18 protein-coding genes, 2 tRNA genes and 1 pseudogene are annotated in these 18,138 nt (G+C 67.3%); 10 read left to right on the top strand and 11 right to left on the bottom strand.

Annotation, left to right across the window (positions count from 1 at the left end):
• The first annotated feature begins 93 nt into the window (after positions 1-93).
• The 4 genes from YIM_RS08975 to YIM_RS08960 all read left to right on the top strand — a co-directional run bounded on the left by YIM_RS08975 (position 94) and on the right by YIM_RS08960 (position 4,065).
• Positions 94-930: an rRNA adenine dimethyltransferase family protein gene (locus YIM_RS08975; protein ID WP_153029883.1), complete on the top strand. Its 837-nt coding sequence runs from the start codon at positions 94-96 to the stop codon at positions 928-930.
• A 37-nt stretch (positions 931-967) separates the two neighbouring features.
• Complete coding sequence (locus tag YIM_RS08970; protein ID WP_153029882.1) at positions 968-1,735, top strand: class I SAM-dependent methyltransferase; 768 nt, start codon at positions 968-970, stop codon at positions 1,733-1,735.
• Positions 1,732-3,060 (top strand): M20 family metallopeptidase, encoded by a 1,329-nt coding sequence (locus YIM_RS08965; protein WP_153029881.1) that lies wholly within the window; start codon positions 1,732-1,734, stop codon positions 3,058-3,060. The genes YIM_RS08970 and YIM_RS08965 overlap by 4 nt, the downstream gene beginning before the upstream one ends.
• Before the next feature lie 87 nt (positions 3,061-3,147).
• Entirely contained in the window at positions 3,148-4,065 is a 918-nt protein-coding gene (locus tag YIM_RS08960) for a S1C family serine protease (protein WP_153029880.1), read from the top strand.
• A gap of 49 nt (positions 4,066-4,114) precedes the next feature.
• Here YIM_RS08960 and YIM_RS08955 read toward each other — a convergent pair whose 3' ends face one another.
• Genes YIM_RS08955 through YIM_RS08945 form a run of 3 tightly spaced genes read right to left on the bottom strand, consistent with a single transcriptional unit; the run spans position 4,115 to position 6,638 of the window.
• The gene (locus YIM_RS08955) at positions 4,115-4,705 is read right to left on the bottom strand and encodes a helix-turn-helix domain-containing protein (RefSeq protein ID WP_153029879.1); all 591 of its coding nucleotides are present in this window, start codon (positions 4,703-4,705) and stop codon (positions 4,115-4,117) included.
• Between the two features lie 31 nt (positions 4,706-4,736).
• Positions 4,737-5,114 (bottom strand): DUF3224 domain-containing protein, encoded by a 378-nt coding sequence (locus tag YIM_RS08950; protein ID WP_153029878.1) that lies wholly within the window; start codon positions 5,112-5,114, stop codon positions 4,737-4,739.
• Between the two features lie 42 nt (positions 5,115-5,156).
• Positions 5,157-6,638, bottom strand: a complete 1,482-nt coding sequence (locus YIM_RS08945) for a helicase HerA-like domain-containing protein (RefSeq protein WP_153029877.1) — start codon at positions 6,636-6,638, stop codon at positions 5,157-5,159.
• Positions 6,639-6,731: 93 nt separating this feature from the next.
• On the opposite strand from YIM_RS08945, the gene orn reads away from it, so the two are divergent.
• The gene (orn, locus tag YIM_RS08940; protein ID WP_153029876.1) at positions 6,732-7,340 is read left to right on the top strand and encodes an oligoribonuclease; all 609 of its coding nucleotides are present in this window, start codon (positions 6,732-6,734) and stop codon (positions 7,338-7,340) included.
• 60 nt (positions 7,341-7,400) lie between these two features.
• A tRNA-His gene (locus YIM_RS08935) sits at positions 7,401-7,476 on the top strand.
• A 192-nt stretch (positions 7,477-7,668) separates the two neighbouring features.
• Here the strand turns inward: YIM_RS08935 and YIM_RS08930 are convergent.
• Positions 7,669-8,901, bottom strand: a complete 1,233-nt coding sequence (locus tag YIM_RS08930; RefSeq protein WP_194240094.1) for an Ig-like domain-containing protein — start codon at positions 8,899-8,901, stop codon at positions 7,669-7,671.
• Positions 8,902-9,088: 187 nt separating this feature from the next.
• On the opposite strand from YIM_RS08930, the gene YIM_RS08925 reads away from it, so the two are divergent.
• A tRNA-Lys gene (locus tag YIM_RS08925) sits at positions 9,089-9,161 on the top strand.
• 233 nt (positions 9,162-9,394) lie between these two features.
• Here the strand turns inward: YIM_RS08925 and xerC are convergent.
• The 6 genes and pseudogenes from xerC to YIM_RS08895 all read right to left on the bottom strand — a co-directional run.
• Positions 9,395-9,892, bottom strand: a pseudogene (gene xerC, locus YIM_RS49980) (tyrosine recombinase XerC); the annotation flags it as partial.
• A 907-nt stretch (positions 9,893-10,799) separates the two neighbouring features.
• Complete coding sequence (locus YIM_RS08915) at positions 10,800-10,958, bottom strand: helix-turn-helix domain-containing protein (RefSeq protein ID WP_153036871.1); 159 nt, start codon at positions 10,956-10,958, stop codon at positions 10,800-10,802.
• A gap of 50 nt (positions 10,959-11,008) precedes the next feature.
• Complete coding sequence (locus YIM_RS08910; RefSeq protein WP_153029875.1) at positions 11,009-11,806, bottom strand: site-specific DNA-methyltransferase; 798 nt, start codon at positions 11,804-11,806, stop codon at positions 11,009-11,011.
• A 343-nt stretch (positions 11,807-12,149) separates the two neighbouring features.
• A complete protein-coding gene (locus tag YIM_RS08905) occupies positions 12,150-12,608 on the bottom strand; it encodes a hypothetical protein (RefSeq protein WP_153029874.1) in 459 nt (152 codons plus the stop codon).
• Positions 12,609-12,678: 70 nt separating this feature from the next.
• Complete coding sequence (locus YIM_RS08900; RefSeq protein ID WP_228004641.1) at positions 12,679-13,326, bottom strand: YdcF family protein; 648 nt, start codon at positions 13,324-13,326, stop codon at positions 12,679-12,681.
• A 45-nt stretch (positions 13,327-13,371) separates the two neighbouring features.
• Positions 13,372-14,436, bottom strand: a complete 1,065-nt coding sequence (locus YIM_RS08895) for a helix-turn-helix transcriptional regulator (RefSeq protein WP_153029872.1) — start codon at positions 14,434-14,436, stop codon at positions 13,372-13,374.
• A 189-nt stretch (positions 14,437-14,625) separates the two neighbouring features.
• On the opposite strand from YIM_RS08895, the gene YIM_RS08890 reads away from it, so the two are divergent.
• The 3 genes from YIM_RS08890 to YIM_RS08880 all read left to right on the top strand — a co-directional run bounded on the left by YIM_RS08890 (position 14,626) and on the right by YIM_RS08880 (position 16,732).
• Positions 14,626-14,844, top strand: coding sequence for a hypothetical protein (locus YIM_RS08890; RefSeq protein WP_153029871.1), 219 nt, complete (start codon positions 14,626-14,628; stop codon positions 14,842-14,844).
• A gap of 2 nt (positions 14,845-14,846) precedes the next feature.
• Positions 14,847-15,860 (top strand): helix-turn-helix transcriptional regulator, encoded by a 1,014-nt coding sequence (locus tag YIM_RS08885; protein WP_153029870.1) that lies wholly within the window; start codon positions 14,847-14,849, stop codon positions 15,858-15,860.
• Between the two features lie 344 nt (positions 15,861-16,204).
• Complete coding sequence (locus YIM_RS08880; RefSeq protein ID WP_153029869.1) at positions 16,205-16,732, top strand: hypothetical protein; 528 nt, start codon at positions 16,205-16,207, stop codon at positions 16,730-16,732.
• Between the two features lie 420 nt (positions 16,733-17,152).
• Here YIM_RS08880 and YIM_RS48550 read toward each other — a convergent pair whose 3' ends face one another.
• Entirely contained in the window at positions 17,153-18,127 is a 975-nt protein-coding gene (locus YIM_RS48550; RefSeq protein ID WP_194240093.1) for a PIN-like domain-containing protein, read from the bottom strand.
• Positions 18,128-18,138 lie beyond the last annotated feature (11 nt).

The following is an 18,138-nucleotide window of genomic DNA, read 5'->3' as shown; positions in this document are numbered from 1 at the left end:
TGACCCGTCCGCGCGACCTGGCTCCCCGGTCGCCGCGTCTCGACGTCCACGCGTGCCTTCGCACGCCTTCCTTCGTCCTGACGTGGAGCGACCATGCCCGCCAACGGGTCCTGTCACCCTGCCCGGAAAACCCCGAACCCCTCCGGCGTCCACTTCCTCGCCGCACCCCGGATCGCCGACGAGCTGGTGCGCTCGGCCGCGATCACCGAAGCCGATCTGGTGGTCGACTTCGGCGCCGGCCTCGGCGCGATCACCGCGCCGCTGGCCAGGACCGGCGCCGAAATCCTCGCCGTGGAGCGGGATCCCGAGTTCGTGCGCAAGCTGCGCAGCCGGCTCGCCGACTCGGCCAACGTCCGGGTGATCCCGGCCGACGCCCGCACCTTCGCCTTGCCCCGCAAGAAGTTCGCCGTGGTGGCGAGCATTCCGTACGCGGTCTCGACCGCGCTCATGCGGCGGCTGCTCAGCCCGACCGCCTCGGCGCTGGACCGGGCGGCCCTGATCGTCGAATGGGGGTTCGCGAAACGACTCAGCGCGGCCAGCCCGCGCGACCTCGAAGTCGCCTGGTGGGCGGCGAGGTTCGACCTGCGGCTGGTGCGGCGCGTCCCGGCCAGGCACTTCAGCCCGGCTCCGAAGGTGGACTCGGCCCACCTGACCGTGCACCGGCGCGGCCAGCCGGACAAGCTCGTCGACCGAGCACTGTGGACACTGCTGCAGGCGGCCTACCGCACTCCGCGCGCACCGGCACGGACCGCCGTGGCCTTCCTCGGGCGCAAGCCCCACCGCCTGCTCAAGGCGAACGGCATCGATCCGGACCGTCCGGCCGCGACCGTGCCACCGGCCGCGTGGACCGCGCTGGCCAGGCAGCTCGCCGCCGATCGTGGCCTGCACTGGCCGCCGTTGCCGAAGGCTTTGCGCGAAGACCGGCGCTGACATACTGTCGGTATCCCAACCGCCCTGGAGCCGCGTGATGCCGACCGAAACCAGCCAGCGCCGCCTGCTCGACCTGCTCGACGCCCCGCCCGTGCGGACCACCGGCGGGTATCCCGACCTGCTCGGGGACCGCAGGCAGGCTGGTCCGCCGACCGGGCCGGCGCAGGTGCTGATGAGCGTGGACCTGGTGTCCTCGATCTACGAGCGGTACTGGCGGCCGGCGCTGGGCCGGATCGCCAAGGGGCTGCACGGCCCGAGCATGTCCGGTGAGATCGATCTGGCCACCGACCTGCTGCGGTTGCGGCGCGGGCAGGTGGTGCTCGACGTGGCGTGCGGGACCGGCCGCTTCACCCGTGCCTTCGGGGAAGCGGTCGGCCCGGCCGGGCTCGCCGTCGGCCTCGACGGCTCGCGCACCATGCTCGCGCGGGCGGTCGAGGCCGGTGGCGGCGAGGCGGTCGCCTACCTGCGCGCCGACGCCGTGCACCCTCCACTGAGGCCGTCCACTGTGGATGCCGTGTGCTGCTTCGCCGCGCTGCACATGTTCGGCGATCCCGAGGCCGCGCTGGATTCCTTCGCGTCGCTGCTGAAACCGGGTGGACGGCTGGCCCTGCTCACCAGTGCGCGGCGCGAGTGCCGCCCGATCCGCGAACTGGACACGCTGACCGGCCTGGCCAGCGGGCAGCGCATGTTCGACCGCGGCGAAATCGGCGCCCTGCTGCGTGATCGCGGGTTCACCGAGATCAGCGAGCGCTATTCCGGCGTCACCCAGATCGTCGGAGCGACGCGGATTAGCATGCCGGAATGACGGCTCCCCACCACGCCAGCCCCAGCCAGCCCGACGATGCCTACCTCCGCGCCATCGTCGCCGACACCGCGGACGCGGTCGAAGCCGCCGAACCGCTCGGCTCGCCCCACCAGGGCGCGCCCGAGGAAATCCGCGCCGAAGTCGGCAGCCTGATCGACGCCCGCGCGCAGGACCTCGTGGCGTTGAGCCAGGACCTGCACGCCCATCCGGAAGAGGGCTTCGCCGAGACGCGTTCGGTGCGCGCGCTGGCCGAACTCCTGCAGAACCACGGCCACCAGGCGACCGTCGGCGTCGGCGGGCTGGAGACCGCGTTGAGCGCGACGGTCGGTGACGGCGGTCCGCACGTCGCGCTGCTCGCCGAGTACGACGCGCTGCCGGGGATCGGGCACGGCTGCGGGCACAACATCATCTGCGCCACGGCAGCCGGTGGCTTCCTCGGCGCGGCCGCGGTCGCCGAACGCCTCGGCGGCCGGGTCTCACTGTTCGGCACCCCGGCCGAAGAAGGCGGTGGCGGCAAGGAAACCATGGCCAGGGCCGGGGTTTTCGACGACGTGGACGCGGTGCTCATGCTGCACCCGTTCAGCCACGACATCGCGATGCACCCGTTCCTCGGCAGGCGCCAGCTGGAGATGGTCTTCCACGGCGTCGCCGCGCACGCCTCGGCGCAGCCGTTCATGGGCCGCAACGCGCTCGACGCCGCCGTGGCCGCGTACCAGGGTGTGGCGGCGCTGCGGCAGCACCTGCCCGGCACCGACCGCGTGCACGGGGTGTTCACCGACGGCGGGGCCCGGCCGAACGTGGTGCCGGATCGCGCGGCGCTGCTGTTCTACCTGCGTTCCGGGCAACCGGAAACGCTGCGCGACCTGGCCGAGCGGATCACCAGGATCGCGCACGGCGCGGCCGAGATGACCGGCTGCGGGGTGGAGCTGCGCTGGGACGAGCAGCCGCCGTACCTGCCGATCCGGTTCAACGGCGCGCTGGCCGGTCGGTGGGCGGTCAACCAGGAGGGCTGCGAGCGGAAGCCGCTGCCGCCCGGCATCGTGCCGGAGTTCCTCACCGGCTCGACGGATCTGGGAAACCTGAGCTTCCGGATGCCCGCGATCCACCCGATGCTTGCCGTCTCCGAACCGACGGTCGCCTTGCACACCAAGGAGTTCGCCATGGCAGCCGGGTCGCCTGCCGGGGACCGCGCGGTGGTCGACGGAGCGCTCGGGCTGGCGCTGACCGCGGCCGACTACCTGGCCGACCCGGACCTGCGGACAGCGGTGCGCGAGGAGTTCGAGGCAGCCGGTGGCGCGTTGGACGTTCCCGCGTTCTTCGCGTAACCACAGGCTCTTCTCAGCTGATTCTTCTCAGAAAAGTACGCGGGTAATCCACAGCTTGCTCACAAGCGGGCGCGCGAACCTGAGTGCATGGACGAGAACCGGCAGAACCCGTTGTTCACCCCGCAGCAGCACGAGCAGCACGCCGCGCCGCCGTTCCATCCGGCGCCGCCGGCGCCCGCCGCCCGCAAGCCGAAGCGCCTCGCCGTGCTGGTGAGCGCGGCCGCCGTCGCCGCCGCACTGGTCGGCGGTGTCGGCGGGGCAACGCTCGTCGGCCTGACCGACCAGGCCCCGGCGAGCAGCGGCACCAGCGCGCTCGGCACGGCCACCGGCCAGACCGTCTCGAACTCCGGCTCGGACGTCAGTTCCGTGGCGCAGCAGGTGCTGCCGAGCGTGGTGCAGGTCAACACGACCACCCGCGAGGGCGAGGCGATCGGGTCCGGGGTGATCCTCTCGTCCGACGGCAAGATCCTGACCAACGCGCACGTGGTCGAAGGCGCCACCGGGGACGTCACGATCACGCTGTCCGACGGCACGAAGTACCAGGCGAGCGTGCTCGGCTCGGACACCAAGGCCGACATCGCGGTGCTGCAGGCGAAGAACGCCAGCGGCCTGACCGCGGCCAAGCTCGGTGACTCCAGCCAGGTGCGGGTCGGCGCCGAGGTGGTTGCCATCGGCTCGCCCGCCGGGCTGCAGAACACGGTCACTTCGGGCATCGTCAGCGCGGTCGGCCGGGAACTGTCCGACGTCGGGCGGCAGGAGCAGCCGCAGTCGCCGTTCGGGCGGACCAGCTCGCAGCAACAGCAGGGGCCGAGCTACACCGCCATCCAGACCGACGCGTCGATCAACCAGGGCAACTCGGGTGGCCCGCTGGTCAACGCGAACGGTCAGGTGATCGGGATCAACTCGTCGATCTACTCACCGTCGTCGGGCGGGAGCGTGGGCATCGGCTTCGCGATCCCGATCAACGACGCGATCAAGATCGTGGAGCAGATCGAGCAGAGTTGAGCGAGGGGGAAAGCGGGTGGACCGAGGTCGGGGCGGTCCACCCGCTTTTTCACGCCTGCGGTTGCTTCAGTTCGGGGTGGACGGCGACCACGAGGTGGTGCGTGCGGCCGCCGGTGGCCGTGTCGTCGTGGTACTTGGCGACCAGTGAGGTGACCGCGTCGGCGAGTTCCTCGGCGAAGGCGGCGCGATCGGCGGCGGAGGCGAAGCGCACGTCGCCGTCGATGGTGAAGGTGGCCAGCTTCTTGCCCGCCCGCTGCGCGCCGGTGAGCAGCTCACCGACGTCGCGCACCAAGCGCGAAGCCACCGCGAGCAGCCAGCGCGCGGAGAGCCGGTCCGGTGACTGCCGCGGGTCGGGCTCGACCGCGCCCAGCACACTCGGCGAGATCACGTACGAGGACGCCGTGGCCCGCAGCACGCGCTCGGTGACGTTGCCCTTGCGGCGTTCCTCGACCAGCGAGATCAGCCCGTGCTGCTCCAGCGCCCGCAGGTGGTAGTTGATCTTCTGCCGGGCCAGGCCGAGCTTCTTGGCCAGGGTGGTGGCCGAACCCGGCTCGGCCAGCTCGGCGAGCAGGCGGGCACGCATCGGGTCCAGCGACGCGCCGGCGGCCTCGGCGTCGTCGATCACCGCGATCTCGTTCATCCGCCAACGGTCCCACCGACAAGTTTTCTTGTCAACCGAGCGCGTAGTCCAGCTCCAGGGTGTGGCTGCCGTCCTCGTGCTTGGTCACCATCGCGGAGCCGGTGATGCCCGCCAGCTCGCCGACACCGGACCCGGGCAGGATCTTCAGCTCGTAGCTGTCCGCGAAGGCGGCGTGCTGGAGCACAAAACCGCCCTTGCGCCCGTCGACCGACACGCTGAACCGCTCGAAGGCGACGTACGCCTGCGAGGCTTCGGTGATCGCGCTGAGCATGGTGACCGTGCTGGTGCCCTCGACGGCTCCGGTGAAGGTTTTGCTCAGCCGCACCTGGCCCAGTTCGGCGCCCTCGGCCTCGTCGAGGGTGGATGGTTCCCAGTTGTCCACGGTGAAAGCAGCGGTGATCTTCGGCATGCGCCCAGCTTGGCAGCTCTACCTGACAGGGTGTGTCAGGTTTTAGCGCCGCCGGTTGCCGAACAGGCCGCGGGTGACCTCGCGCCCCAGCGCGCTCGCGGCCGAGCGCAGGAACGAGCGGACGGCCGGGTTGTCCATCGTCTTCTGGATGAACCCGGGACCTTCCGGCTCAGGCTGTTTTTCGGGTTCGCTCGCCGACACCTTCGCGGCGAGCTTCTCGTAGGCCGACTCGCGATCGATCGTCTCGGCGTACTTCCCGTGCAGCTGCGACGACTGGGCCGAAGCCCGCACGGCCTCCTCCCCGATCGACCCCATCTTCGACCGCGGCGCCCGCAACTTCGTCCACGCGACCGGCGTCGGCGCACCGCGTTCGGACAGCACGGTGACCACCGCCTCACCGATGCCCAGCGAGGTCAGCGCCTCCTCCAGGTCGTAGTGCGCGGACTTCGGATACGTCTTGACCGTCTTCGCCAGCGCCTTCTGGTCCTCGGGCGTGAACGCGCGGATCGCGTGCTGCACCCGCGCCCCCAGCTGCGACAGCACGGCGTTCGGCACATCGGTGGGCAGCTGCGTGCAGAAGAACACACCAACGCCCTTCGACCGGATCAGCTTGACCGTCTGCTCGATGCTGTCGAGAAAGGCCTTCGACGCGTTGTCGAACAGCAGGTGCGCCTCGTCGAAGAAGAAGACCAGCTTCGGCTTGTCCAGATCGCCGGCTTCCGGCAGTTCCTCGAACAACTCGGCCAGCAGCCACATCAGGAAGGTGGAGAACAACGCCGGCTTGCTCTGCAGGTTGTCCAGCTCCAGCAGGCTGATCACGCCCTCGTGCATCAGGTCGGCGACCTCGAGTTCCGGTTCCCCGAAGAACTCCTCACCGCCCTGAGCCGCGAGATTGACCAGCGCGCGCAGGATCACCCCGGCGGTCGCCGGCGACACGCCGCCGATGCCCTTGAGATCGGCCTTGCCCTCGTCGCTGGTCAGGTGGGTGATCACCGCGCGCAGGTCCTTGAGGTCCAGCAGCGGCAGGCCGCGCTCGTCGGCCCAGTGGAAGATCAGCCCGAGCGTGGACTCCTGTGTCTCGTTGAGGCCCAGCACCTTCGACAGCAGGATGGGGCCGAACCCGGTGATCGTCGCGCGCACCGGCACCCCGCGGCCTCCGGTACCCAGCGAGAGGAACTGCACCGGGAAGCCCTTCGGCTGCCAGTCGTCCCCGAGTTCCTCGGCGCGCTTCGCCAGCTTGTCCGACGGCTCCCCCGCCTCGGCCAAACCGGACAGATCACCCTTGACGTCCGCCAGCACCACCGGCACACCGGCCGCCGACAACTCCTCCGCGATCAACTGCAGCGTCTTCGTCTTGCCGGTACCGGTCGCGCCCGCCACCAGGCCGTGCCGGTTCAGCATGGCCAGCGGGAGCCGCACCCCGGCACCCGCCCGCACCTGCCCGTCGAGCACCACCGAGCCCAGCTCGAGCGCCGCCCCCTCGGTCCGGTAACCGTCGGTGATCGCGGCTACGTCCTGGTCCATGTCTGCCCTCCCGTTACGCCGACCGGCCGAGCGTAACCGCGGGAACCGCAGGTCGCGCCCGCGAAAGTGCCCCGGAAGAGTTAGGGTGCCCGGGTGAACGATCGTCTTGTCTGGATCGACTGCGAGATGACGGGACTCGACCTGGCCAAGGACGCCTTGATCGAAATCGCCGCTCTGGTCACCGACGCGGAACTGAACGTCCTCGGCGAAGGCCTCGACCTCGTCATCCACTGCGACGAGGAAGCACTCGCCAACATGCCCGACGTGGTCCGCGAGATGCACGCCCGGTCCGGACTCACCGAGGAGGTGCGGCAGTCCACCGTCACCCTCGAGGAAGCCGAGCAGCGTGTGCTCGACTACGTCCGCGAGCACGTGCCCGAGCCCAACACCGCGCCACTGGCCGGGAACTCCATCGCCACCGACCGCGGCTTCATCGTCCGCGACATGCCCGCGCTCGACTCGCACCTGCACTACCGCATGGTCGACGTGTCCTCGGTCAAGGAACTCGTCCGGCGCTGGTACCCGCGGATCTACTACGCCAAGCCGGAAAAGGGGCTCGCCCACCGCGCGCTCGCCGACATCAGGGAATCCATCGGCGAACTCGACTACTACCGGCGCGTCGCCTTCGTCCCGCAACCCGGGCCCACCACCGAACAAGCCCGCGCGGCCGCCGCCGAAGTGCTCAAGCAGCCCCGCGGCTGACCCCCGGAACGGGCACGCTACGATAGTCCAGCCGAGGTGATCGTCAGACCGCCTCGCACGGTGGGTGTAGCTCAGTTGGTAGAGCACCTGGTTGTGGTCCAGGAAGTCGCGGGTTCAAGTCCCGTCACTCACCCCAGTGGCCCGGGTGTGGTCGGAGACTTCGTCTCCTTCCCCGCACCCGGGTTTCGTCTTTTCTCCGGGGGTCGGACCCCCGGACCCCCGGCAAGGGGCACGCCCCCTGCACCCCCATCCTCTGGCTGGGCACGTTGGTTTGTGACACCAGAAGGCCCCCGCACCGGGAGGGGTGCGGGGGCCTTCGTGGTTGTGATCAGTTCTTCTTGCCGCCGGATTTCCAGTCGTCCCAGGACATTTGCCAGACGGACCAGCCGTCGGTGGCGGCCAGGGTCTGCTCGCCGCCGTTCTGGACGGTGATGATGTCGCCCTTCTTCGAGGTCTCCATCATCCACTTCGCGTTCTCGGTGGAGAGGTTGATGCAGCCGTGGCTCACGTTGCGCTTGCCCTGCGAGCCCACCGACCACGGCGCCGAGTGGTAGAAGATCCCGCTGTTCGACATGCGGACCGCGTACTGCACGAAGGTGCGGTAGCCGGCGGCGCTGTCCGTCGGCACGCCGTAGGTGCTCGAGTCCATCGTGTACCCGGTGTGCTCGCTCATCACCGTGTAGGTGCCGTTCGGCGTGCTGGAGGACTTCTTGCCCATCGAGATGGGCATCACCTTGGCCTCCTGGTCGTTGATCGACACCTTCATCTGGAAGGTCTGCCCGTCGGCCACCGCCACCAGCTTGTCGCCGATGGTGAAGTTCGCCGCCCGGTCCTCCTTGCCGTAGGTGCCGTTGCCCAGGTTCTTGCCGTACACCGCGGCCTTCACCGAAACCTTGGTGCCCGACGGCCAGTAGTCCTTCGGCCGCCAGATCACCGAGGTGTCGCTGAACCAGTGGAACGCGCCTTCGACCTGCGGCTCCGACTTGATCTCCAGCGCCTTCTCGGCGGCCGCCTTGTCCGCCACCTTCATGCCGAAGGTGAAGATCAGCGGCATGCCGACGCCGACCGTCTCGCCCTCCTGCGCGTTGATCGACACAGTGGTCTGCCTGGCCGGCTTCGCCGTGTTGAAGGCCGAGGTCGAGGTGGTGGGCTGGCCGTTGGTGCCGGTGCCGGTCGCGGTCAGCGTGTAGCTCTTGCCGTAACCGAGCGGCTCGGTGGACACCCAGCCGGCGCCGTCCGGGGCGAGCTGGCCCGCCACCGCCTTGCCCTCGGCGTTGGTCAGCTTGACCTCGTTGAGCTTGCCGTCGGTGGCGTTGACCCGCACCGGCTCACCGGGGGCCACGTCCGCCGCGCCCTGAGCCGGGGTCAGCGCCAGCGACACCGGTTTCGGCGGTGCCGTCGAGGTCTCTTTCGGGGCGTCTCCACCGCCCGGACCGGGTTCCGCGCCCGGCGCCGACGTGCAACCCGAGATGATGAGCCCGGCCGCGACAGCCAGCAGCGACAACCGCACCCCGGAACGCCCCGTTATCGGGCGACGCCCCACTCCGCCCCGACCACTCATGGAAGACCGTCCATTTCGCTTAGAAGAATGCCCCAAGTGTCCGGCTACAGTGTGCCCGACCGGGTTCCGGCGTGTGTGCGGGACTGGTCAACTGGGCCGAACCCGCTTCGGGGGACCCCCGTGAACGGCCTCCGAACCGCGTGCTAAAGTTTCTCTCGTTGGTGCGGGAGAGCAAGAAACCCGCCCGGCGCCATTAGCTCAATTGGCAGAGCAGCTGGCTCTTAACCAGCGGGTTCGGGGTTCGAGTCCCTGATGGCGCACTCCCAGACTCCAGGTCAGTATCGATGCTGACCTGGAGTTTTGTGGTTTCCGGGCTGGTTGCCCAGCCGTCCTTTGTGGTCGCTTCCGCGCCCGAGTCGAGCCCGAGCTCTCGCGCTGCCGCCCGAGGAATGATCTTGGCTGTCGCCTCCGCTGCCGCGTGGGCGATTTCCGGCAGCACGGTGGTGTAGGTATCCATGGTCACGGTGATCGAAGAGTGCCGGAGCATGCTCTGCACGACCTTCATGTCGGCGCCTGCCGCCAGAGCGAGGGTGGCGGCACCGTGGCGCAAGTCGTGCAGCCGGATCGGCGGCAACCCGGCACGCCTGACCAGTTCGGCAAACCGGGCCGTGACGTCGGCCGGGTGCAGCGGACTGCCGTCGGGCTCGGTGAACAGCAGATCGCTGTCAATCCAGTCACTGCCAAGACGAGCCTTATCGGCGTCCTGACACACGAGGTGATCACGCAGGACGAGCACTGTGTCGGCATCCAACGCGACCAGACCTTCGGACGCCGTGGTCTTCGGTTTCGCCTGACCGGTCTCCCACCCGTACTGCACGATCTGGTTCGCCACCTCAAGAGTGGCCGCGTCCAGGTACGTATCGGACCGGCGCTGCCCGCACGCCTCACCGCGGCGCAGCCCGACGTGGGCAATCAGGTGGAACAGCGGGTACAGGCGATCGGTCAGCGCGTAATCAAGGAATCTCCCGGTCTGCTCAGCGGTCCACACCATCACCGGCGACGGAACCTCACCAGTCAGCCGCCACCTCGCAACGCGCTCCGCCGTCCACAGCTTCGGCTTCGGCCGATTCGCCGGCGGCAACTCCACCAGCGACGCCACGTTCACCGTCAGCAACCCCTCCTTCACCGCCGGGCTCAACACCGCCCGCAGCGTCTCCCGAATCCGGCGAATCGAAGTCGGACCGACCGGCCGCTGCCACTTCACCGCCGCGACCTTCCGCGGATCACCGCTCTCCCGGTACTCCTTGATCAAATCGTTGTGCTCAACGATCGCGTCGAACATCCCCTCCAGATGCCCAACCCGAAGCCTGTCCCGCCGGAGGTGCCCGAGATGCGGACACAGGTAGAGACGCACATGGGACTCGTAGGAGCGGTAGGTGTTGCGGCTTCTCGTCTTCCTTTTCGTCGCGAGGAAGGCGGTGAACACCTCGTCCATCAACGGGTGCTCCAGCACCTCAGCACCGGCCCGCACCAGCCGACGGACCTGGTCTACCTCAGGCAGCTTCTGCTTCGCGGTGATCGCGGCAGCAACCACGTCCCCGATCTTGCACAACGTGTCGGCATCATCGTCTTCGGCGATCGCCAGCAGGTCCCGGACGAGGTCGAGTTCCTCCTGCGCCTTGGTCGCGGTGTCGAACCCGCTACGTCGCCGCGGGCGCCGATTCCCGGCACGATCCGGCGGCAACTCGACGCGGTAGCACCACTGGCCATGACGGCTTTGCTCCAGCTTCGGGCACTTGTTGCCCAGACTGCGGCCACTGCTGTCCTTGCAGGAACACCGCTTAAACACCGACCCCAGAGCCATGTCGTCGGGTCACCCCCTCGCTCGCGTTGAATCAGCGGTTTCACCGATGCTCGCGCTGACCACGGCTCTCGGGGAAGCCCGAGCCACCACGAGTTCACCCAATGAGGGGTTCGATCTCCAACAACCGCAGAAGTCCTGCCGTCGGGACGCGGTACTCCCCGCCCACTCGCAATACCGGGCAGGGGAAGCCACCCTCCCGTGCCAACGCGTACGCGGTAGTCCGACCGATCCCCAGCGCCCGCGCCGCCGTCATCAGATCCACAACTGCGGGCAGCGTCGCCACTTCCTCCAGTGTCAGCCACTTCACGACGCGTCCCTGAATGCGCTCAGGCGGCGATAAGCCATGGCCTCGCAGTCCGGGTTCAGGTCAATGCCGATGAACGAACATCCATGCTCCAACGCGGCAAGGCCAGTCGTGCCGCTACCGGAGAACGGGTCGAGCACGACACCACCGGTCCAGCAGCCAAGACGGACGCAGCGGCGCGCGATCTCCAGCGTTCCCGCCGCCGGATGGCCCGTACGCGCACGGTCGGCAGAAACTCTCCACAGATCGTCGCCGAGCGCGGACTTCCAGCGCGATGCCGCAGGCGTCAACAGGAACACCATCTCGTAGCGCTGAGCCAACCGATCCCGCACGCTCTCCGGACGAGCATTCGGCTTCTCCCACACCACCGCGTTCCGCAACAACCACCCCCGGTCCTGTAGAGCGAACACCACCCGCCACGGCACACCCACCAGATCCTTGCGCCGAAGTGCCGCTTGCGGCGGCCGATGCACCCCGTATCCCGTTGCGACTCGCGCCGACGCCGTACGCGCGCTGGAACCTTCGGCGACGTAGTTGCCCCACGAGCCACCAAAGCAGTCACCAAGATTCAGCCACACAGTGCCAACCGGCGACAGAGTCCTTCCGATTCCTTCAAAAACGTCCACCAGCCGCGCAACGTACTGCTCCACCGTGGACTCATCCCCGTACTGGCCCTCGACGCGGTAGTCACGCAACCCCCAATAAGGCGGCGACGTCACCACGCAATCCACCGACCCCGGCGACATCGCGGCGACCAGTTCCGCCGCATCCCCTACCCAAAGCTCGAAACGTGTCATCAGTACCTGCCTCCCGACGGTGTACCTACATCTCAAGAGGCGGGTTTCAGGCACGATTTTCGACACCAAGGTTCAAATGTCCCCACGCGGCCGTCTAATCACGTGCCTATCGGCATCCAAGTCGGGGGGCACAGAGGAAGAGGACCATCGACCCTGCCCTGCGACAAGGCACCGTGCCGCGCCTTCCCCTCTAGAAGGAACCCAGAAAAGAAGCAGAAGAGGAAGGCGGAAAGGAAGATGCATAGGCGCGTAGGAACCAACGAAAGGCGAGCACTCGGCCGAGCGGCATCCGTGCTAGCCCAGCAGCAGCCCCTGACTCTCGCACCGAGACCGAGAGTTGACCTCAGTCCGATGCTGGTTCGCCGGACACCGGCCGGAAATCGACTCGCTTCAGATCGGCAATGGTCTCGGCCAGCACCAAATCGCACGTAACGTCGTCGGGATCCATCAGCACCGCACGGCCGTGCACATCGTAGAACAGCACCGGCCGCTCGCGCCCATCGTCGAACACCGCGACCAAGCCCGCCGGCGCCGGGGTGAACGGCCCTGCCAACGGCGGGCCGAACTGCACGTCGATTCCGACGTAGGGCAGCAAGACCCCCACCATCTCCGGCCGATCCGCCCGCACCAGCAGCCTCCCGCCAGAGCTGAGCACCAGCGGGCGCCCCTCGTCGCTGAAGGCATAGATCGGGGTCGTCACTCCTGGTTTGCAGAGGTCGTCCGCGTACTTGGCACACAGGCCCGGCGGGGCAGCTACCGCAGGCCGCTCACCCCACGGCATCTCACCGTTGTCGTCGCTCATCACGCCAGCCTTCCACGATACGCAGTTGCCCACCTGCGGACACGAGTGCTCATACGGGGCGACTTAACGATCAAGAGAGGAGCTTCGAGACGAAGCCCGCGTCGACCAGACGATCGTAGGCCGCCATTACCGGGCTCGGTACCTCGAACTCAATGGTGAAGCCGACCGCTGCGTGGCGCCAGATCCGCTGCAGGTCGCCGACGAGTTCGTCGATGGTCTTGTGCGGGTCGCCGATGCCCGCGATGTAGTCGGCGAGGGTGACCGGTTCCGAGGCGCAGACCACGTCCACGTCTGGCCACTGCTTCCGGCAGGTGGCAAAGGCCCGCCGCTGCATGTACGGCATGCTGATCAGCATCACGCTGGAAAGATCGACGCCTCGTTCCTCCAGCATCGCCCTGGAGAACTCGATGTTCTGCCCCGTGTTCACGGCGCGCGGCTCGACCAGAATCGCCTCGTCCGGCACACCGAGGGCCAGGGCGTGCTCGCGGAACTCCACTGCCTCACCTCGCGGGAAGCGGTCGATCGTGGTGGCGCTCGTCGCGCCGGTGAACACGAGTACCGGGAAGTAACCGTCCTTGAACAGGCTCGCCGCGTGAGTAGCCACGCCCAGGTCGAAGCTTCCCAGCGCGATCGCCGCAGACACCGGCCGGAGCTGGTGACCGAGCTGGTGGTAATCCCAGATCACCTGGACGTCGGCCCAGTTCTGCTCGGTGATCACCCTGTCGGCCACGCGCGTTCCTCCCCATCATCGTCCGCGGGGAGGTTACCCGGCCAGCGCGGCCTCGATCTTGCGGATGCTGCTGAGCTGGTGACCAAGTTGGTGCCGAGCCGCCAGGTCGGCCGCTTCACCCAACAAGGCCATGCCGTGACCCCGGTTGGCTGGGTCGCTACCCACGATGTGGCCGCGGGCGGTCATGAGCCGGACGCGGTGCAGCGGCGCCGGTGACCGGTTGCTGTTCGCAGCAGTATCGATTGCCCGAGCGGCTTGGTCCAGCTCGCCCAACCCGCGCTGGGCGAGGGCCAGCTTCTCGTGGGTAACTGCCCAATCCTCCTGCTCACCGAGCAGCTCGAACGTCCGGACGCCCTGTTCGAAGATCGACGTCGCCTGCCGGTGGTCACCGGCCTTGCTGATCGCGGTCCCCACCCAGATGCCCGCCCGCGCGCGGTCTCGCTGGCTGAGCCTGGTGTCCGTGGCCAGTTGCCGGTACTGGTCCGCCGCGTCCTCGAGTTCACCGGCCATCTCGGTAACAACGGCCAGCTCCAGGTCGACACGAGCAGCACGCCGCGGCATCCCCAGGACAGCGAAGACGCTGCGTGCCTTCCGATAGGGCTGACGCGCCTGGCTCAGCGCCCCCTGCTGCCCACGCAGGTCGCCGAGCAGGAACAGCGAACGTCCGTAAAGCGACATCGCCCGGCTACCGGCCTCGTCGGGTTCGAACCCAGCGAGCCACCTCAGCAGCAACGACTCGGCGAAGGCGAACTCCTGGCAGGCAAGGTAGGCCGCCGTGCGTTCCAGGTCTTCTTCCCAGCCATCGCAGTCCACGTCACGCCGCAGGACCTTCGCCTCGTCTCCGCCCGCTTCCGACCACAAGCCCAGCAGGGCGCCTTCACACCCGAGTTCGCGGTCCAAAGCGACGACCAATTCCTTGGCGGGCAGCTTGTCCTTCGCCGTTTCGACCATCGATACGTATTGACGGGAGTAACCGATGCGCAGCGCAAGCGCCTGCTGCGTCAGCCTTCGCAGCTTGCGATAGTCCTTGACTGCGTTGGCCAGCTCCCGCACGACGCGCCGCTCACGCTCGACTTGATCCTCGAAGTTGCTCACCATGGGCTCTCCACACGTCACCGCTTTACGTGAAAGTACTTGTTCGGGGTCGCACCGACCAGATCACCGCGCCATCCACCGCAATTGACATTTGCCAGCACGATTGTCGTCCCGCATCAGGTTCAACCGTGGTCATATGGGATCAGGAACTGCGGCCATTCTGCTGAACCAGAACAGGACGAACACGGAGCCATGAACGCATCTGCACCGACGAACGGCATGCCCGCCGCAATCGACAACGAGCTGCTTCACGGACTCGACCCTGCTCTGCGTGGTGTTGCGATTCGGCTCATCCGCGAAATCGACGAACCCGGACTCGACGCCGCCCAACTCCAGAGCCTCCGCAGCTTCCTCAACCACCTCGACGTCGAAATCTCGGCCCGGCTCAACATGCTCGGAGGACAGGACTGACCATGGTTTCTTCCGCGACCAAATCTCACCTGCGGACGCTTCACCACGAAGCTGCCCCAGCCGTCAGCTCGCCCAGCAAGCAGCTCAGCGACGAACTGCGGCAGTACCGAGACCACGTCGGCATGACCCCGGAGACTGCCGCCGAGCACCTGTCCTGGCCCCAAGACCGGCTCACCCAAACCGAACTCGGCACCCGCCGCGTCCCCAAAGCCGACCTCGACGCGCTGATCAGGCTCTACGAGATCGACCACCGCGAAGCCAAGCGACTCCACACCCTCCGCACCCGCGCCAGCAAGGAGCCCGTCACCGTCGCCGCGCCAGAGCACGCACCGAGTCTGCTGCCCCCGATCTGCCAAGTCGAGGCCTACGCCGCCGAACTGGCGGAACCCGGCGTTCCTCAAACTCCGCAGACCGTGGACGACCTGGCGAAGTATCACGTGCAGCAAAGCCAGAGCTTGCTCAACCGCCGCGACCCCTTCGAACTGCATGTCGTGCTGGGCGAGGCCACCCTCTACAACCTCGCCGGCACCCGACGGACCATGCTCAAGCAGCTCGACCACCTGATCCAGTTGGCACGAGTCCCGCACATCAAGCTGCAGATCCTGCCGTTCGCCGAAACCGGACACGCCGTCGTCGACACCGGCTACACCCTTCTCACGGGAGCCAACGCGGACACCTGGCTCTGTACGGACAGCCTGATCACCACCACCTGCACCAACGACTCCGCCGCGGTCGCTGCGCATCAAGCAGCGTTCAGCACGCTCACCGCCCGGGCACTCGACCGCCAGGAGAGCATCGACAGGCTGGTCGCAGTTCGGCGGAGCCACTTCACCGCCTCGCAACGGCGCAAGGACATCGACAACGAGGTATGCCGACGACTCCGGACCAAGTTCAAGCTCACCCTGGCGGAACTGGCCGTGGTGTTCGACTGCTCCACCGAGACCATCTCCCTGCACCTGGGCAGGTACCAACCAAACGACGCCCTAGCCGAGCCTGTCCCCAGCGACACACCATGAGCACCGGAGTTCCTGGCCTCCACAGCAGTTGACCGCTGCACCATGGTTCCGCGCTCGAACGCCGCATGCAACGGATACTGCCCGGCGTGTTGGAGAAACGCCGCCGTCTGCTCGTCTATACAGACCGCCGCCGGCGGGGCACTCTCCGGTCTCGGGATCGACACATCCGCACCGCTTCCAAACGCCAGACTTCGCCATCCGAAAACACCTGGCCTTCAAGCGCACTATTCACATCAGAGTGCACTCACCTTGAACCAGCGTCGAAATCCCGGTACTACGGTCACATGGCCGCACTCGACAAAGGTCCTGACCTCGCAGAGCGACTACTTGCTCAGCTTGAGTAGGTGGAACTCCATCTCAGCAGCCACGCTAACCTCGTGGGCGCCGACCAAACAGACCCCGGCTCCATGGAGTGGTGGGCCAGCGCCACGGTGCGGGTACTCCCGGACGACGAACCTGACACCGTCCAACCATGGCACGAGGCTCAAGGAACAGCCCTATCGATCAAGCCACTCGACGAGGAAGCCATCGGCGTCACGGTCTTCGAAGCCAACGGCTTGACCATCGACCTCCAGCACATCGACGATGTCCGCGACGCACTCGACGCCCGCAGCGCGGACTACGCGGAGTTCATCCCACTCTTCGGAGACCGCGACCGCTTCGGTTTCGTTACCCTCAAGGAAGACCTGGAAGAGGGGTTGAATCCCTCGGCTGTCACGTCGTCATCATCGATCGAGTACAGCTCGCACCAGCTTGGCGCGGACTCGGCGGCGTTGGACGCCTCCTCACTGCTCGCCTGCTCCGCTGGGTCTGCGCCGACCCACGACTCGTCGCCGTCCTCCCCTTTCCCATCGACCTCGACCGTGCCCTGATCAAGAACGACTCAATCTTCGAACCTGCACTGGAAAAAGTACGTCGTACCTGGGCCTCACTCGGTTTCCGACCCACAACAGGCAAAGTATGGGTCCTTGACCCAGCTGACGGCGCGCACGAGAACGCTGTCACGCACCTTGAGGAAGCTCTCAAGCTCACGTGAGAGCAAACGGTCGGGTCGCCGTTTCCCTGGTCCATCGGTCGAAAGCAGTCCGCAAGGTAGTTCCCGTCGGAGTCCATTTCTCAGCCGACGACGACGCCGAGACCCTCGCACACTCGCGTAGACCGCAGCTGAGCGATGCAGAACAATGATGACTCCTGATCATCGAGCGCTGTCCGGAGCCATCGGCCTTCCGCCAACATTCGCGCGGCCTCGGCACGCCAGTCCAGGCCGCAAGTCTGGCGGTCTCGCGCCGCGGTCACCGCACGTCGTCAGCCCAGTCGGTGAACAGCGGGAACGGACGGACGGTCTCATGGCGGTCCTGCTCGGCACCGGCAGCCACCCGGAGCTCGGCTCCAGGGGCCTCCGCGACGCAGGCGTCGATGAACTGCCGCACGCTGACGACGGTGAACCCGACTCGGAGTCGAGCCATGCGGGACACGAGCAACGGGTGGGTCCCCCAGGTGCCGTCGCGGTGACGCTCGATCCACCCGTTTGATCGGTGGTCGGTCGTCACGAAGATGATGTCCCGGTGCCTTCGTCGCGCATCGTCCAGGAGTTCCAGCCAGATCAGGCAGTCACCGAGCTGCTGGGGCCGCGGCGGGGCGTTGCCCTTCACCGCGCCACCGGGCGCAATCTTGTACTTGATCATCAGGCCGGCGACCCGTTCCCGCCGGGCTGCCTCGGCTTCGCCGAGTGGTTCCCCGACCCGCAATGCCGACCCCGGAATGCGACCGAGGAACTCCTCGGCCGCGAGCGCCGACTCACCGTACTCAACTTTCCGCTTGGCAAAAAGTTGACATAAAATGGACTTCGCCTCGGCCACTTTCAACAGAAAGTCACGAAAACCGACCGGTTCTAGTCCGAAGTGGTCGCGACGCGTACGCGCATGGAACACCACCTGCTCGAATCTGTCCAATAGCTTCGCGCCGTCGCGGTCCAGATCACGGATCGTGTCATGGCGGATATCGGGCGCGAGCCGCCGCACCTCGCATAACGCCTGGTAAGGAAGGAAAGCCTGTGCGCCAAGTCCGACGACAGAACGCAGGAGATCCGCACACTCCTGCTCGTCCGCCTTCCACAAACGCAGGAGCACGCACGCGTCCAGCACAACATCGGCGCCCCGGGTTATCATCGCCGAAATGTGTGGCCACAGTCGATCTTCGTTTTCCGGGAAGCGACGATCCGCAGCCAACTCGGACCCCCTTCGAACGACCCGGAAAACGATCTTCACGCACACCACGC

The sequence above is a fragment of the Amycolatopsis sp. YIM 10 genome (assembly GCF_009429145.1).
Taxonomy (GTDB): Bacteria; Actinomycetota; Actinomycetes; order Mycobacteriales; family Pseudonocardiaceae; genus Amycolatopsis.
The sequence above is the reverse complement of the archived record's forward strand: the minus strand, read 5'-3'. Positions and strand labels throughout refer to the sequence as shown.

Coding starts and splice junctions, on each gene's coding strand:
- YIM_RS08975 (WP_153029883.1), top strand. CDS start 94: ATGCCCGCCAACGGGTCCTGTCACCCTGCCCGGAAAACCCCGAACCCC.
- YIM_RS08970 (WP_153029882.1), top strand. CDS start 968: ATGCCGACCGAAACCAGCCAGCGCCGCCTGCTCGACCTGCTCGACGCC.
- YIM_RS08965 (WP_153029881.1), top strand. CDS start 1,732: ATGACGGCTCCCCACCACGCCAGCCCCAGCCAGCCCGACGATGCCTAC.
- YIM_RS08960 (WP_153029880.1), top strand. CDS start 3,148: ATGGACGAGAACCGGCAGAACCCGTTGTTCACCCCGCAGCAGCACGAG.
- YIM_RS08955 (WP_153029879.1), bottom strand. CDS start 4,705: ATGAACGAGATCGCGGTGATCGACGACGCCGAGGCCGCCGGCGCGTCG.
- YIM_RS08950 (WP_153029878.1), bottom strand. CDS start 5,114: ATGCCGAAGATCACCGCTGCTTTCACCGTGGACAACTGGGAACCATCC.
- YIM_RS08945 (WP_153029877.1), bottom strand. CDS start 6,638: ATGGACCAGGACGTAGCCGCGATCACCGACGGTTACCGGACCGAGGGG.
- YIM_RS08930 (WP_194240094.1), bottom strand. CDS start 8,901: ATGAGTGGTCGGGGCGGAGTGGGGCGTCGCCCGATAACGGGGCGTTCC.
- YIM_RS08915 (WP_153036871.1), bottom strand. CDS start 10,958: ATGACGGCGGCGCGGGCGCTGGGGATCGGTCGGACTACCGCGTACGCG.
- YIM_RS08910 (WP_153029875.1), bottom strand. CDS start 11,806: ATGACACGTTTCGAGCTTTGGGTAGGGGATGCGGCGGAACTGGTCGCC.
- YIM_RS08905 (WP_153029874.1), bottom strand. CDS start 12,608: ATGAGCGACGACAACGGTGAGATGCCGTGGGGTGAGCGGCCTGCGGTA.
- YIM_RS08895 (WP_153029872.1), bottom strand. CDS start 14,436: ATGGTGAGCAACTTCGAGGATCAAGTCGAGCGTGAGCGGCGCGTCGTG.
- YIM_RS08890 (WP_153029871.1), top strand. CDS start 14,626: ATGAACGCATCTGCACCGACGAACGGCATGCCCGCCGCAATCGACAAC.
- YIM_RS08885 (WP_153029870.1), top strand. CDS start 14,847: ATGGTTTCTTCCGCGACCAAATCTCACCTGCGGACGCTTCACCACGAA.